16 protein-coding genes and 1 pseudogene are annotated in these 13,908 nt (G+C 31.0%); 13 read left to right on the plus strand and 4 right to left on the minus strand.

The features are described from left to right. Positions 1 to 39 precede the first annotated feature (39 nt). Positions 40 to 1,185 (minus strand): glycerate kinase family protein, encoded by a 1,146-nt coding sequence (locus ISP02_RS02275; protein WP_195720056.1) that lies wholly within the window; start codon positions 1,183 to 1,185, stop codon positions 40 to 42. A 277-nt stretch (positions 1,186 to 1,462) separates the two neighbouring features. Between ISP02_RS02275 and ISP02_RS02280 the strand changes: the two genes are divergently transcribed. The 3 genes from ISP02_RS02280 to ISP02_RS02290 all read left to right on the plus strand — a co-directional run bounded on the left by ISP02_RS02280 (position 1,463) and on the right by ISP02_RS02290 (position 4,056). Continuing rightward, the gene (locus tag ISP02_RS02280; protein WP_195720057.1) at positions 1,463 to 2,542 is read left to right on the plus strand and encodes an amidohydrolase family protein; all 1,080 of its coding nucleotides are present in this window, start codon (positions 1,463 to 1,465) and stop codon (positions 2,540 to 2,542) included. 64 nt (positions 2,543 to 2,606) lie between these two features. Continuing rightward, entirely contained in the window at positions 2,607 to 2,990 is a 384-nt protein-coding gene (locus ISP02_RS02285; protein WP_195720058.1) for a GtrA family protein, read from the plus strand. A gap of 196 nt (positions 2,991 to 3,186) precedes the next feature. Next, positions 3,187 to 4,056 carry a cation diffusion facilitator family transporter gene (locus ISP02_RS02290; RefSeq protein WP_195720059.1) on the plus strand — a complete coding sequence of 290 codons (870 nt, stop codon included), beginning with the start codon at positions 3,187 to 3,189 and terminating at the stop codon, positions 4,054 to 4,056. Between the two features lie 303 nt (positions 4,057 to 4,359). On the opposite strand, the gene ISP02_RS02295 is transcribed toward ISP02_RS02290, so the two are convergent. Next, positions 4,360 to 4,731, minus strand: a complete 372-nt coding sequence (locus ISP02_RS02295) for an aggregation-promoting factor C-terminal-like domain-containing protein (protein WP_195720060.1) — start codon at positions 4,729 to 4,731, stop codon at positions 4,360 to 4,362. Between the two features lie 360 nt (positions 4,732 to 5,091). On the opposite strand from ISP02_RS02295, the gene ISP02_RS02300 reads away from it, so the two are divergent. Beyond that, complete coding sequence (locus ISP02_RS02300) at positions 5,092 to 5,778, plus strand: 2,3-diphosphoglycerate-dependent phosphoglycerate mutase (RefSeq protein ID WP_195720061.1); 687 nt, start codon at positions 5,092 to 5,094, stop codon at positions 5,776 to 5,778. A 101-nt stretch (positions 5,779 to 5,879) separates the two neighbouring features. On the opposite strand, the gene ISP02_RS02305 is transcribed toward ISP02_RS02300, so the two are convergent. Then, positions 5,880 to 5,993 carry a putative metal homeostasis protein gene (locus tag ISP02_RS02305; protein WP_195720062.1) on the minus strand — a complete coding sequence of 38 codons (114 nt, stop codon included), beginning with the start codon at positions 5,991 to 5,993 and terminating at the stop codon, positions 5,880 to 5,882. A 210-nt stretch (positions 5,994 to 6,203) separates the two neighbouring features. Between ISP02_RS02305 and ISP02_RS02310 the strand changes: the two genes are divergently transcribed. The 8 genes and pseudogenes from ISP02_RS02310 to ISP02_RS02345 all read left to right on the plus strand — a co-directional run bounded on the left by ISP02_RS02310 (position 6,204) and on the right by ISP02_RS02345 (position 12,373). Then, entirely contained in the window at positions 6,204 to 7,643 is a 1,440-nt protein-coding gene (locus tag ISP02_RS02310) for an MDR family MFS transporter (RefSeq protein WP_195720063.1), read from the plus strand. Positions 7,644 to 7,674: 31 nt separating this feature from the next. After that, positions 7,675 to 8,022, plus strand: a complete 348-nt coding sequence (locus ISP02_RS02315; protein WP_195720064.1) for an ASCH domain-containing protein — start codon at positions 7,675 to 7,677, stop codon at positions 8,020 to 8,022. Positions 8,023 to 8,261: 239 nt separating this feature from the next. Further along, positions 8,262 to 8,627 (plus strand): cystatin-like fold lipoprotein, encoded by a 366-nt coding sequence (locus ISP02_RS02320; protein WP_195720065.1) that lies wholly within the window; start codon positions 8,262 to 8,264, stop codon positions 8,625 to 8,627. 24 nt (positions 8,628 to 8,651) lie between these two features. After that, entirely contained in the window at positions 8,652 to 9,275 is a 624-nt protein-coding gene (locus ISP02_RS02325) for a DsbA family protein (RefSeq protein ID WP_195720066.1), read from the plus strand. Between the two features lie 147 nt (positions 9,276 to 9,422). Continuing rightward, a pseudogene (locus tag ISP02_RS02330) lies at positions 9,423 to 10,370 on the plus strand (metal ABC transporter solute-binding protein, Zn/Mn family); the annotation flags it as partial. Between the two features lie 192 nt (positions 10,371 to 10,562). Then, entirely contained in the window at positions 10,563 to 11,078 is a 516-nt protein-coding gene (locus tag ISP02_RS02335; protein ID WP_195720068.1) for a YceI family protein, read from the plus strand. Positions 11,079 to 11,308: 230 nt separating this feature from the next. Beyond that, entirely contained in the window at positions 11,309 to 11,902 is a 594-nt protein-coding gene (locus tag ISP02_RS02340; RefSeq protein ID WP_195720069.1) for a helix-hairpin-helix domain-containing protein, read from the plus strand. Then, the gene (locus ISP02_RS02345; protein ID WP_195720070.1) at positions 11,903 to 12,373 is read left to right on the plus strand and encodes an SRPBCC family protein; all 471 of its coding nucleotides are present in this window, start codon (positions 11,903 to 11,905) and stop codon (positions 12,371 to 12,373) included. A 51-nt stretch (positions 12,374 to 12,424) separates the two neighbouring features. Here the strand turns inward: ISP02_RS02345 and ISP02_RS02350 are convergent, their stop codons facing one another. Then, entirely contained in the window at positions 12,425 to 12,829 is a 405-nt protein-coding gene (locus ISP02_RS02350) for an Rrf2 family transcriptional regulator (RefSeq protein ID WP_195720071.1), read from the minus strand. Between the two features lie 162 nt (positions 12,830 to 12,991). Here ISP02_RS02350 and ISP02_RS02355 point away from each other — a divergent pair, with 162 nt between their 5' ends. Then, entirely contained in the window at positions 12,992 to 13,807 is an 816-nt protein-coding gene (locus ISP02_RS02355) for a formate/nitrite transporter family protein (RefSeq protein WP_195720072.1), read from the plus strand. Positions 13,808 to 13,908: the final 101 nt, after the last annotated feature.

Here is a 13,908-nt window from a genome sequence, read left to right on the forward strand (position 1 = left end):
AACGTGAGTCTATTATTTTGTAACTAGTTATTATGATTTTCATTTTATTAACAATAAACGTGCGATATTTTCGGCTGTTAATGCCATATAATAAGGCCCGTTTTGTAATGCATCAGATAATGTGCAAGGTTGTTGTAAAATGCTAAATACGGATGTAATTCCATGTTCATAAACTGCTTGATATCCTTCTCCAAGACTACCAGCAATTGCGATGACCGGAATATTTAATTTTTGTGAAGAGTGGGACACACCAATAGGGGTCTTACCGTAAATAGTTTGATGATCTATTTTACCTTCACCAGTTATTACTAAATCAGCATCTCTAATACGTTTATTAAATTGTGTTTCTTTTAAAACGATATCAATTCCTTTAGATAGTTTAGCACCTAAAAATGCTAATAAACCAGCGCCTAATCCACCTGCAGCGCCAGCGCCTTCTATATCTTTTACAGAAATATTAAATTGTTGTTCAATCACATCATGGTAACGTGTCAATGCAGCGTCTAGTCGTTTTACCATATTTTCTGTAGCACCTTTTTGTCTACCGTATATTTCACTTGCACCATACTCACCTAATAAAGGATTTGTCACGTCACATGCAACTTCAATAGTAGTATTGGCGAGTTTAGGGTTTAATTTATCTATATCAATATATGCTAATTGGGCTAATGCAGCACCACCAGCAGGCAACGGGTTATGATTACTATCTAAAAACTGACAACCTAATGCGTTTAACATCCCCATGCCACCATCATTTGTCGCGCTACCCCCAATACCTAAAATGATATGTTTAGCGCCGTGTTTTACTGCATCGTTGATGAGTTGCCCTGTACCATAACTTGTTGTGATTAGTGGGTTTTTATCTTTTTCAGCAATTAAATCGAGACCTGAAGCACTTGCCATATCAATGATTGCAGTGTTTGTTTCATGTGAGAAGCCATATGAAGCATTTATATTTTGAGCTAAAGGATTTTGTACAGTAATTGTTTGATACCCTGCATTTAAAGTATTTACTAAAGCTTCTGTTGTACCTTCACCACCATCAGCCATAGGAATCTTATCGAATACTGTAGTGTCAGGTAATACACGAGCCAAACCTTGTTCAATCGCTTCCGCGACTTCGATTGCAGACATACTTTCCTTAAATGAATCAGGTGCAATAACTATTTTATTGATCTTTTTCATGATTTTAGCCTCCATCGTTGCTAAGTAATGAATATAATTATCTTAATATGAAAAGGTTTACAATGCAAAATAGGGATATCTAAACTTTTGCGAAGTAATTAAAGAAAGTTTAATGTAACAATAGAATTAATAGTTAGTAATGTTGAATTTTTAAATTTTCGTAATTAACAACATTTTCTACGAGATAATACATATAATAATGAAAATGGGTACAGAGTATTATAGTTTACGTCTTAAGACAGCAATGCTATATCGTTTTATGAAAGAAGGTATAATTATGACAAGTTCAAATAAAATAATAGATATCCATCATCATATTATTCCTAAAGTATACAAAGATGCATTAAACGATTTGGGGATAACTACTTCTGGAGGTTTTCCTATTAAAAATTGGAAACCACAGGATAGTATAGATATGATGAATGCATTAAATATCAATATGGGTGTGACGTCTATTTCAGAACCTGCTACGTTGCCTTTTAAAAAAACTAAAGCTGCCAAAGTTGCTCGACAAGTTAATGAATATCAAGCGCAATTAAAGAAAGCTTATCCGCATAGATTTAAAAGTTTTGCATTACTGCCTATGCCACATGTGAAAGAAACATTGAAGGAGATAGAATATGCGCTTAATGTATTGCAACTTGATGGAGTAGGTTTGCTATCAAACTATGGTGATGATTTCCTTGGAAATGATAAGTTTGATAAAGTTATGCAAGCTTTAGAACAACATCAGGCTAATGTCTTTATTCATCCGAGTTCAGCAGCACAAAATTTTAAAGCGCCAGAATATGTTATTGCAGATTTTATAGAAGAATTTACTTTTAATACAACGAGAGCTGCTTCCAATTTAATCTTTAGTGGCGCAGTAGAGCGCTATAAAAATATTAACTTTATTTTGGCACATGCTGGGGGTACATTACCTTACTTAACTTGGAGAATTAATGAAACATTAAATACACAAAAATATATTATGGATGATCCCAAAAATCGACTAAATGAATTTGTAAGTAGTAGTAAAAGTACGTTTGTGAAAGAAGTCATCAAACATCCGTTTCATAATATAAGTATGTTCAAGAAATATCGCAAAGGTTTAAAACGTTGGTCTACGTTAAATGAAACTGCAGCTTATTATATTAGTAGATTTTACTATGATACAGCTTTATCAACAGGAGAGTCGGCTTTTGCATCATTAAAAGAAATAACAGACACTTCGCACATATTGTTTGGTTCAGACGCACACTATGCGCCAAATAGTTGGATTACTACCATGAAAAACAATATAAACGAATCTCAACAATTTCATGATAGTGACAAAGTAAAAATATTTAATGACAATGCAGCAAATATATTATTATAAATAAACTACTCGCGGCTTGAGTAATTTATAAAGTTGAAATGTTATGAACTTAAAGGAGCATAAAATGAAAATAACTCAAACACAATATGAAGTCATTAAATTTATAATAGTGGGTGGTATAAACACGTTAAATTACTATATTGTATATTTGTTACTGTTAAAAATATTAGGCGTTAACTATTTAGTCAGTCATATTACTGGTTTTATCGTGGCTTTCGTCATTTCTTATTACCTAAATTGTTATTTCGTCTACAAAGTGCAACCTACATGGAAGAAATTTATTCAATTCCCTATAACGCAAGTTATAAATATGGGTATGCAAACTGGATTGCTCTATGTATTTGTCCATTGGTTGCATATTTCTTCTGTCATTGCACCTTTTATAGGATTAATTATTACTATACCAATAACTTTTGTTTTATCTAAATATATTTTAAAAGATGATTAACATAGCATTTTCTAATTTACTGAATAACATGAGAAAAGCTAAGTTAATTTATTACCAGTTTATAAAAACGTTTTAGGTTAAGCTAAATTAGTTATTACAATATTTGTATTAAATAATTTTTATATTAAAAACGTTGTAAATGATACTTGAATCGGGCATAATAATATTTCAGTCTGGTTTAAGGTGGTTTAACGCTATGAATCAAAGCAATAAATTAAAGTTAGCACAAAGAGGTGCTTATTTAAGTTTAATAGTATATATTGTCTTATCTATAGTTAAATACGTAATAGGGACGCTTTATCATTCGGCTGCAGTAAGAGCAGATAGTTTAAATAATATGACGGATATTATTGTATCTTTAGCTGTAATTGTAGGATTGAAGATTTCAATTAAACCCGCCGATAGTAATCACCCCTATGGACATTTAAAATCGGAAAATATTTCCACGTTATTAGTATCATTTATTATAATGTTTGTTGGTATTCAAGTTGTTTTTGAAAACTTGCCACGCATATTTACAAATGAAAATGACACACCGAATGTAATTACGATTTATGTCAGTATCATTAGTGGATTAATTATGCTTGGTGTCTACTTTATTAATCATAAATTAGCGCAAAAAACTTTTAGCAGTTCATTAAATTCGGCTGCAAAGGACAATTTGTCTGACGCGCTTGTCAGTATTGGTACCGCAATAGGGTTAGTATTTACACAATTTGGTTTACCTATAGTCGATATCATATTAGCCACGTTATTAGGATTTTTAATCATTTATACAGGATTTGGCATATTCAAAGAATCTATATTTGCTTTGAGTGATGGTTTTAATGAACACGAATTAGAAAATTATAAAAACTATGTATTAGAGGTTGAAGATGTTATAGACGTGCAATCGATTAAAGGAAGATATTACGGGAGTAGTGTATTCGTAGATGTGACGATTATAGTTGCCTCTGATTTAACTTTGGAAGAAGCACATAAAATCTGTGATGCAGTTGAACAGCATATGCATTTTAAAGGTATCTCGTCAGTATACGTGCACCCTGAACCTTATTCTATTCAATAATTGAAATGATAATTATAACAATAAGCAAGCCTAATGCGTTAATAGCATTGGGTTTGTTTTTTGTATATATACTGTGATTATGTAATTTAAATTTGCATAATGTTTAATAAGGTTTTCATTATAAGTGTTAAATCAGTGATAATTAATAAAAGAAAGATTAAATTATTACTATAGAATCCACTAGCTAAAGGTTTACGTTTATGGCACGGATTGCTAGAAATGTACAAAAAAGCTGTCAACAAAGTCAGAGACTTTGCCGACAGCCTAAAATTTACCTGTTTTTGAAAGTTTGAATTATAAAGCTTACCACCAACCGTTAGCTTCACGGAATGAGATAGCTGCGTCGATTGAACCATAACGCTCTTTGGCATATTGAACCATACCTTTAGTTTGTTCTTCTACAGAACCTGTACCCCATGATTCTTTAGTTTGACCTAAACCTTGGTAACCTAATTCGTTAACTGCATCAGGGTTGCCGCCCGATTCTGGTAATACGATTTTTTGCCATAATTCTTCAGTACCGCCAGCATTTAAAAATTGTTGATGTACTGATTCAGTTGATTGACTAGCTTGAGTTGTTTCAGCTGCATGTGCTTCAGATGAATTAGTGCTAATACCTACGCCAGCAGCAGTTATTGATAAAGTTGCGAAAGATGCTAATAAAAATTTCTTCATTATAAAAATCCTCCTATTAATTCCTTTCACGTAGTTTTAGTGAAAGCATAAATAATTGTTTTTTAATTCGCTATATAAATAGTTACTCGTTGGTTGTTAATGTCTTTTATGAATTAACGTAGACTACTATAACATCAAAAATTTTTGCGTAGGTTACAGCTAGATAAAAAAAGAACAATATTTATGACTTTATCAAGACAAATATTGCAATTTATAGTGTAATTTGTAATAAAAAAAGTGGAATAATTGTATATTTTGAGTCAACATTACATACTAGTAAGTATAGGAGAACGAATATAAGTATTACATTATTGAAATAATTTTGTAATAACAAATATTGTAAAAGAAAGAAGGATAATTATGCCTAAACTTATATTATGTAGACATGGACAAAGTGACTGGAATGCCGAAAACCTATTTACAGGATGGGCAGACGTTGATTTATCAGATCAAGGTAAAAAAGAAGCGATAACTTCGGGGAAAAAGCTTAAGGAACAACACATTGATATAGATATTGTATTTACTTCATTATTAAGAAGAGCTATTAATACGACTTATCATTTACTATCACAATCTGATCAATTGTTTATCCCCGTACACAAAACATGGCGACTTAACGAACGACATTATGGCGGCTTACAAGGTCTGAATAAAGATAGTGCACGTAAAGAATTTGGTGAAGAACAAGTTCATTTATGGCGTCGCTCATATGATATTGCGCCTCCAAATCAAAGTGAAGAACAAAGACAAGAATATTTAAATGATAGAAAATATGAACATATAGATAGAAGAGTAATGCCTGAGTCAGAAAGTTTAAAAGACACGCTAGAGAGAGTTATTCCATATTGGAACGACCAAATTTCTCAACAATTATTAGATGGTAAAACTGTGCTTGTGTCTGCACATGGAAACTCTTTACGCGCACTAATTAAATATTTAGAAGATGTATCAGATGAAGATATAGTAAGTTATGAAATTAAAACAGGGGCGCCGCTAATTTACGAACTAACTGATGACTTAAAAGTAACAAATAAATATTATTTATAAAAAAAAGGATGATATCCAAATTAAGGATATCATCCTTTTTTAGAATATAACTAGTGTATGTAATGATGGAAACTTTAATGTTACTTAACATTAAGAAAGCTTTAAACAGCTTTTTTATTACGTTTGTGTTGTTTAATAACCTTTAGAGCTCTCTTTCGTGTTTTAATGTTTGGGCTTTTTAAATTACGTCGTGCTGTCTGTAAATCTTGTTTCACATTAATGACCTCCTTAAAAATATTATTATCATTATGCTATATCTTCTTCAGTTTGTAAATAGGAAAGATTACGATTTGTATTGGAGTTATAAAAATTTTTGTAAGTTAAAATGTTTTTATTTCTAAAAAAATAAAAATTATGTATAATGTTACGTTGCAGTCAAAAAATTGAAATAGTATAAACTACAAAAAACGGCACTAGGAGGTAACATGTCACATAAAAATAAATTATTCATGGTTATAACTATGTTGTTTGGTGGTTTCTTTGGTTTATTAAATGAAACTCTACTTACAACAGCGTTACCTAGCATTATGAGAGACTTTAATATAGAATACACGCAAGTGCAGTGGTTGACTACGGCATTTTTATTAATGAATGGTATAGTAATTCCGTTATCAGCAATGATCATTCAACGTTATACAACAAGACAAGTATTTATGAGTGCAATAGTAATATTCTTTATTGGTACTATCATTGCAGGCTTTAGCCCTAACTTTACTGTTCTTTTAATAGGCAGAATTGTACAGGCTTTAGGTTCTGGTATTATGATGCCTTTAATGATGACTACAATATTAGATATATTTGAACCACACGAACGTGGTAAATATATGGGGACTTTTGGCTTAGTGATTGGTTTAGCACCTGCAATAGGACCTACTTTATCAGGTTATTTAGTAGAGTATTTTGAGTGGAGATCGTTATTCCATGTAGTTGCACCCATCGCGGCTTTAACGTTTATTGCAGCATTAAAATTTGTGAAAAACGTAGGTACGAATCGAAAAACACCAATTGATATGTTGTCTGTAACATTATCCATTCTTGGTTTTGGTGGATTATTGTATGGCACAAGTTCAATTTCACGTGATGGTTGGAGCGACCCAGTTGTTTTAACTACAGTAATCGGTGGTGTAGTGTTAGTTGCTTTATTTATTATTAGACAAACAAAATTACCTATGCCTTTATTAGATTTTAGAGTATTTAAAAATAAAGAATTTGCAGTAGGCATTATTATCATGGCCTTCACTATGATATCTATGATTGGTTCAGAAACGATATTACCAATGTTTGTACAGAATATTATGAAGGAATCAGCTTTACAATCAGGATTAATCTTATTACCTGGTGCAATCGTTATGGCTATTATGTCCATAATATCAGGCTTTTTATATGAAAAATTTGGTGCTAAAATCCTTGGTGTCATTGGTATGTTTATAGTTGTAATAACGACTAGCTTTTTTGTAGTCATGAGTGGCGAAACGTCAAGTGGTTTATTAGCTACTATTTACGCAGTACGAATGATCGGTATTGCATTAGGATTAATGCCATTAATGACACATACAATGAATCAGCTAACTCGTGAAATGAATGCGCACGGTTCATCGATGACAAATACTGTTCAACAAATTTCTGCTTCAATCGGTACTGCAGCATTAATCACAATTATGAGCCAAGTTGCCAAAGCATTTAAACCAGACATGAGTGATTATAAAGGAATGAATCAAAAAGAAATGGGTATTAAAATACAGCATGATGCATTACTTAGTGGTTATCATGGTGCATTTTGGTTTGCTGTTTCAATATCAGTTATTAGCTTATTATGTGTATTCATGTTAAAAAGCAAACGTAAACAAGTAGCAGAAAAAGGATAAGCTAGCAAAAAATTAACTTTGGAGGAATTTGATGGAGCATCATATGAAGTTAAAAAATGAACCATATCAAAAGATTAAAGATGGCACCAAAACAATTGAAATAAGATTACATGACGAAAAAAGACAACAAGTGCGTGCAAATGACATTATTATTTTTAAGCATTTAGAAGATGAAAATAAAACAATTAAAGTTAAAGTAAAAGAAACGGTTGAGTTCCCTTCATTTCAAGCTTTGTTAAAACAATATACCAACGAAGAAATCGGTGCAGCTGACGATACTCAGTTATCACAAAATCTTGCCTCACTATATAATATATATACTCAAAGAGATGAATTGAATTATGGTGTGCTTGCTATTAGCATTAGATTAATCAAATAAAGTAAATATGTTTATGATTGAAGGGTTTAATTGTGCAAAGCAATTGCCCTTCATTTTCATATTAATTTAGTAACTTAAATCCATAATTATAAAAATAAAAACTAGCTTATAAATTAAGTTTACAGCGTTATAATCGAAAAGTAATATGCTATAATTTGATAGAAATATTGATATATTTAATTTTAAGGTCAGCTATAAAGTGAATTTATTTTTAGCAAAAGTATGTGGGAGAGATTAAAATGAAAAAGTTATTAGTTGGATTGGTTGCTATAGCTGTTGTATTGGCAGGGTGTAGTAGTGGCAAGTATGCCGATAAAATAGACAAAGCCGTCAAAGCTCAAGAGAAATATCAAACGAATTTAGCAAAAGGTCAAAAAGGTGACGTAAAAAAGAAATTTGATAAAAAAGATTCCAACATATATGTATATAAAAAAGGTAAGTACGTTACACTTGCATATAAACCGTTAAAAGGTGATGCAGAAGCACATTATTACACATATAAATTTAACAATAATAAGGCTAAATTAATTGAAAACTTCAATTCTAAAGGCTATGTTCAACAACATAAAGCAGACTATAAAGAAGAGAATATGAACAAAAATTAGGTCATTCATTATTTCGGAGGACACATGAAAAAAATATGGATGTTTGCAGTAATAGGCTTTATATGTATTGTGTTATCAGCTTGTACAAATCAGCAACAAGCACACAAAGGTGATAAATACACTAAAGATGGCAAGGTTAAACTAATTATTTATGGTGATTTCAAATGCCCATATTGTAAAAAAGTAGATAGCAAGGTATTACCTAAATTACAACAACAATACATTAAAACTGGTAAAGTTGATTATCGATTTGTAAATATGGCATTTTTAGGAAAAGATTCAATCATTGGTTCACGTGCAGGGCATGCAGTTCAAAATTATGCACCAGCACAATATTTTCATTATCAACAACTTATGTTTGAACAACAACCGAACAATGAAAAAGAATGGATTACAACTGCTAAAGTGGACAAGCAAATTGATCGATTATCACTAGATGATTCAACTAAAGAGAAAATTAAAAAAGATTATAAAACACGCAATAGTAAGTCATGGGAAGCGGCTAAAAAGGATCAAAAACTTTATAAGAAAAATAAAATTAAAACGGCCCCAACAGTTTATATTGGTGGCGATAAAGTAGAAGATCCATATAAGTATAGTAACTATAAAAAATTGATTGATAAAAAATTGAAAAAATCTAATCCATAAAGAGCAACATTGCTTAACTTTGCTAATAAAAGCTCAGTTAAGCAATTTATATGATTAAATCGAAATTGTTACGAATAGAGTGTTGTGTTTTGTTAATAAAACAGTTATAATTTTAAATCGTAAACATTACTATTTAAGGAGAATTTCATGAAAAAAATAACATTATTGACGCTGTTAGTTTTAATGATTGGTGTTGCAGTTGCTGCTTGTAGTAATAGTAGCGATGATAAAGAAAATAAAAAGGTTAAAGTTTATACTACAGTTTATCCATTAACTTCATTTGTAGAACAAATAGGTGGGAAACATGTTGAAGTGAAATCAATATACCCTGCAGGAACAGATTTACATAACTATGAACCGACACAAAAAGATATTTTAAAAGCTTCTAAAGCTGACTTTTTTGTATATACGGGTAAAGACTTAGATCCGGTAGCTAAAAAAGTTGCTAGTACAATTAAAGATAAAGATAAAAAATTATCTTTACAAAGCCATTTGAAGCAAAGTGATTTAATTACTGAGCATGATGAAGATGAACACGATCATGAACATGATGGAGAAGAACATCACCATGGTAAATACGATCCTCACATATGGCTAGATCCAGTGTTGGACAAGCAATTCAGTAAAAATATTAAAGACAAACTCATCGCCCAAGACCCTAAACATAAAAAAGAATATGAGCAAAATTATAAAAAATTAGCTGAAGATTTAACTAAAATAGATGAAAAACTAACTGCTATTACAAAGGATAAACAAAATCACGTAGCTTATATTTCTCATGATTCAATAGGCTATTTAGCTAAGAGATATGGCTTTAAACAAAAAGGCGTACAAAATATGAATGCTGAAGATCCTTCTCAAAAAGATCTTACTAAGATCGTTCAAGATATTAAATCTCATAAAGTTAAATATATTTTATTGGAAGACAACGTTTCAACAAAAGTTACAGACACTGTCCGTAAAGAAACGGAGGCTAAACCTGTAAAATTTAATAATATGGAAAGTTTATCTTCTAAACAATTAAAGGAAAAAGATATAACTTATCAATCAATCATGAAAAAAAATATTGAGAGTTTAGAAAAGGCATTGCAAAGCTCTTAAATTACTACATCACAAGTTAATAATTAAAGAAATCACCTCAAATTGTAAGGTTAATCCTTGTATTTGAGGTTTTTTTGATTGCGTATTGATAATTAGTGGTAAATATAAAAAGTAGAACTTTACTATTGATATATTAATTGTATTTGGTATAATAAATATATTAAAGATATTTGGAGGAATGACATAATGACACAATTTAATTTTGATATAGCACATTCATCAGTAGAATTCTCTATTAAACACTTAGCGATCTCTAACATTAAAGGTCGTTTTACAGATTTTGAAGCTAATTTATCAGGTGATATTAATGATTTAAATTCTATTAAAGGTAATGTTGTGATCAAAGCTAGTTCAGTTAATACTGGCATAGAAGACCGCGATCAACATTTACAAGGTAGTGATTTTTTTGATGTAGAGAACTATCCAGAAATTCAATTTAATATTAAATCAGTAACTGATAAATCAGTAACTGGTGACGTGACAATAAAAGGCGAAACACATGAAGAAACTTTTGATGCTAAATTACTTGGCATTAGTAAAAACCCTATGAATGGTTCTGATACCGCTGGATTTGTAGTTGATGGTAAAATTAATCGTGAAAAATATGGAATTACATTTAATCAAGCGCTTGAAACAGGTGGCATGTTGTTAGGCAAAGAAGTTAATTTCCAAGTTAGCTTAGAATTTGCCTTAGAAGATTAATAAATAATATTAATAAGCTGTACTGTGTGTCTATATTGAGCAGCCTTTTAACAAATGTTAGGTGGTTGGACCATACTAAATATGATTAAAGTATTTATTTAATATTTACTAGACACTTCGTGAGAGTGGAACTAAGAATCATTATGATTTTTGTTCCACTCCCTTTTTTTATCTATAATTGAAATAGGATAATCATTGAGACAAACAATTTAAAAATGGGAGGGGATTTCATGAGTACAGCGTTACCTAAAATAGGGAAATCAGCAATCAATACATTAATGAATAATGATATTGTTACCTTGGAAGATGTTGCTATGTATGATAAACAAACATTAGCATCATTTCATGGAGTGGGACCTAAAGCTATAAAAATATTAGAGGATAATTTAGAAGCACATAAATTAACTTTTGCGAATCAGCAAGAACGACAATTGCCATTTAAACTATTAGGGGACCTTAAATGTGATAATGCACCCAAACGCCGTATAATGTTAGACTTTTTAATTGCGACAGCATCACTTAATAATAACTTACTAAACGATATTATTTGTAACGATTTTGTTTGGACTGTACCAGGTGCATTTACGATTAACGATAAAGAAAAATTTTTCACAGAACTAATTGAGCATGCTTCACCGATAGAGTCGTTGACAATAACTTATAATATTAGTCACGGCAAAACTGGAGCGATAAACGGTTATCAAGAGATGAGCGACGGAAGTAAAGTATATTTCGCTGATTTTGTGGAATTTGATAGTCATAAAAAAGATGCTAAAATAAAAAAAGTTACATCCTATGTCATTATGAACCAAGGAGATACTTAAATGGGTTTAGAAGTTAATAATAATAAAATAATTTTTACAAGAGTATTTAAGGCAACTACAAAAGCTGTATACAAAGCCTATACAGATAAATCATTATTTGCACAATGGTTCCATCCTAAAGGTGCAACTACAGAAGTTTTTAAATTTAATGTACGTGAAGGTGGCAAAGCGTTCTTTGCAATTCATACACCACAAGGAACGAGTTATACAGTTACGCAATATAATAAGGTTACAGAACCTTATTATATTGATTACAATGACTTTTTTGCTAATGCAAAAGGTGAAATTAATAAATCGATGGCTGGTATGCACAACATAATTCAAATAGAGGATGAAGGCGAAGGGTATGTAAAAGTAATTGCTACTTCAGAATTACCTGATGCTGCATCAGCCCAACGTTTAATAGACATGGGCGTAGAACAAGGTATGCATAGCACATTTGATAATTTAGAACAGTTACTATCTTCATAAAAAACACACGACTCAAACTATAATATAGCAACTTGAGTCGTGTGTTTTTATCTATTCAAAGCGATTAATTACGTCCTCAATTGTGTATGTATTTAATTTACTAATAATTGAGGTATCCACCTCGGTATAAATATCGTTTAAAGCGGGTGTGATATTTTTTCCTACGGGGCAATGTGTATTTGTATCTTCGTGAATTTTAACAAAGTGGCTATCAATGTCCGTGGTATAGCGAAAAACCTCACCTAATAATATGTGGCTTGCTGATTTAGTTAAACTGTAACCCGTAACACCTTGAGTACTTGTTATAAATTGTCCTTCTTTTAAGTAACGACAAATTTTACGTACTAAACTCGGGTTGCTATTGACACTAGATGCAATGTATTGACTAGATACTGGTTCTTTTTCAAGTGTTAGTAGACTAAGTATATGTACAGCTATTGAAAATTGTGAGTTCATTAATATGGTCATCCTTAAAATGTTACTTGTGTTTATTTAAAATACAAGTAAAGTTTACTTGGTGGAGCATTATTTTACAAATTTTTTCGCCTCTTATTGTATGAAGTTATAAATATTTATTATATTATGTAAGAAATTAGATATTAGGGGTGAGTGGGGATAATGTTAGAAAACAATAAATCGGTTAAAGAAACTTATACGTCTCGGGAGACGATCGAGGGTATCGTTAGCCAGGCGCAAATGAAGGAAGTTATGTATGACCAAACACCGTCGAGATACGCTCTAAAATCCATAATGTCTGGATTTTTGCTAGCAATAGTTACCGTATTTATGCTAGCCATAAAGATACAATTTTCTGGAGCACTTGAAGGTGTTGTTAACTTGATAGGTGCTATTGCATTTAGTTTAGCGTTAGTATTAATTGTATTAACAAATTCTGAGTTATTAACGAGTAATTTTATGTATTTAACTGTCGGTTGGTATTATAAAGCTTTAAAAATGAATAAAGTAGTTGCCATTTTTAGCGTTTGCTTTATTTTCAATATTATTGGTGGGATTATTTTATTTGCTTTAATGAAGTTTACGCACATTATGACGCCTGACACGATTAAAGCTTTAACCACGTTAGTAGATTCAAAAACAATAGAATCTACATGGTATGCAATTTTAGTGAAAGCTATTTTCTGTAATTTCTTTATTAATATAGGCATATACATATCATTGCAATTTAAAGAAGGGTTAACTAAAGCATTCTTTATCGCATGCGGCGTAATTGTTTTCGTGTTTATGGGGTACGAGCATGTTGTATTTAATGCAGGATTATATGCAGGTATGCTGTTTTATAATTTTGATGCAGTTGCTTGGTTAGATGTTTTGAAAAATATCGTATTTGCATTTATAGGCAACTTTATAGGGGGAGGCGTTTTCGTAGGATTACTTTATGCTTACTTAAATGGCCACCGTGATAGTTTGAAATAATAAATCATGGAAGTCGGCTTGAGTAGATAATTTCACTTTGTTTAAGTCATTTTATTTGTTAGCTAACCATGGAACATGTAATATATTTTATTGTTATTGAA

The organism is Staphylococcus durrellii, from assembly GCF_015594545.1.
Classification (GTDB): Bacteria; Bacillota; Bacilli; order Staphylococcales; family Staphylococcaceae; genus Staphylococcus; species Staphylococcus durrellii.

Coding starts and splice junctions, on each gene's coding strand:
- ISP02_RS02275 (WP_195720056.1), bottom strand. CDS start 1,185: ATGAAAAAGATCAATAAAATAGTTATTGCACCTGATTCATTTAAGGAA.
- ISP02_RS02280 (WP_195720057.1), top strand. CDS start 1,463: ATGACAAGTTCAAATAAAATAATAGATATCCATCATCATATTATTCCT.
- ISP02_RS02285 (WP_195720058.1), top strand. CDS start 2,607: ATGAAAATAACTCAAACACAATATGAAGTCATTAAATTTATAATAGTG.
- ISP02_RS02290 (WP_195720059.1), top strand. CDS start 3,187: ATGAATCAAAGCAATAAATTAAAGTTAGCACAAAGAGGTGCTTATTTA.
- ISP02_RS02295 (WP_195720060.1), bottom strand. CDS start 4,731: ATGAAGAAATTTTTATTAGCATCTTTCGCAACTTTATCAATAACTGCT.
- ISP02_RS02300 (WP_195720061.1), top strand. CDS start 5,092: ATGCCTAAACTTATATTATGTAGACATGGACAAAGTGACTGGAATGCC.
- ISP02_RS02310 (WP_195720063.1), top strand. CDS start 6,204: ATGTCACATAAAAATAAATTATTCATGGTTATAACTATGTTGTTTGGT.
- ISP02_RS02315 (WP_195720064.1), top strand. CDS start 7,675: ATGGAGCATCATATGAAGTTAAAAAATGAACCATATCAAAAGATTAAA.
- ISP02_RS02320 (WP_195720065.1), top strand. CDS start 8,262: ATGAAAAAGTTATTAGTTGGATTGGTTGCTATAGCTGTTGTATTGGCA.
- ISP02_RS02325 (WP_195720066.1), top strand. CDS start 8,652: ATGAAAAAAATATGGATGTTTGCAGTAATAGGCTTTATATGTATTGTG.
- ISP02_RS02335 (WP_195720068.1), top strand. CDS start 10,563: ATGACACAATTTAATTTTGATATAGCACATTCATCAGTAGAATTCTCT.
- ISP02_RS02340 (WP_195720069.1), top strand. CDS start 11,309: ATGAGTACAGCGTTACCTAAAATAGGGAAATCAGCAATCAATACATTA.
- ISP02_RS02345 (WP_195720070.1), top strand. CDS start 11,903: ATGGGTTTAGAAGTTAATAATAATAAAATAATTTTTACAAGAGTATTT.
- ISP02_RS02350 (WP_195720071.1), bottom strand. CDS start 12,829: ATGAACTCACAATTTTCAATAGCTGTACATATACTTAGTCTACTAACA.
- ISP02_RS02355 (WP_195720072.1), top strand. CDS start 12,992: ATGTTAGAAAACAATAAATCGGTTAAAGAAACTTATACGTCTCGGGAG.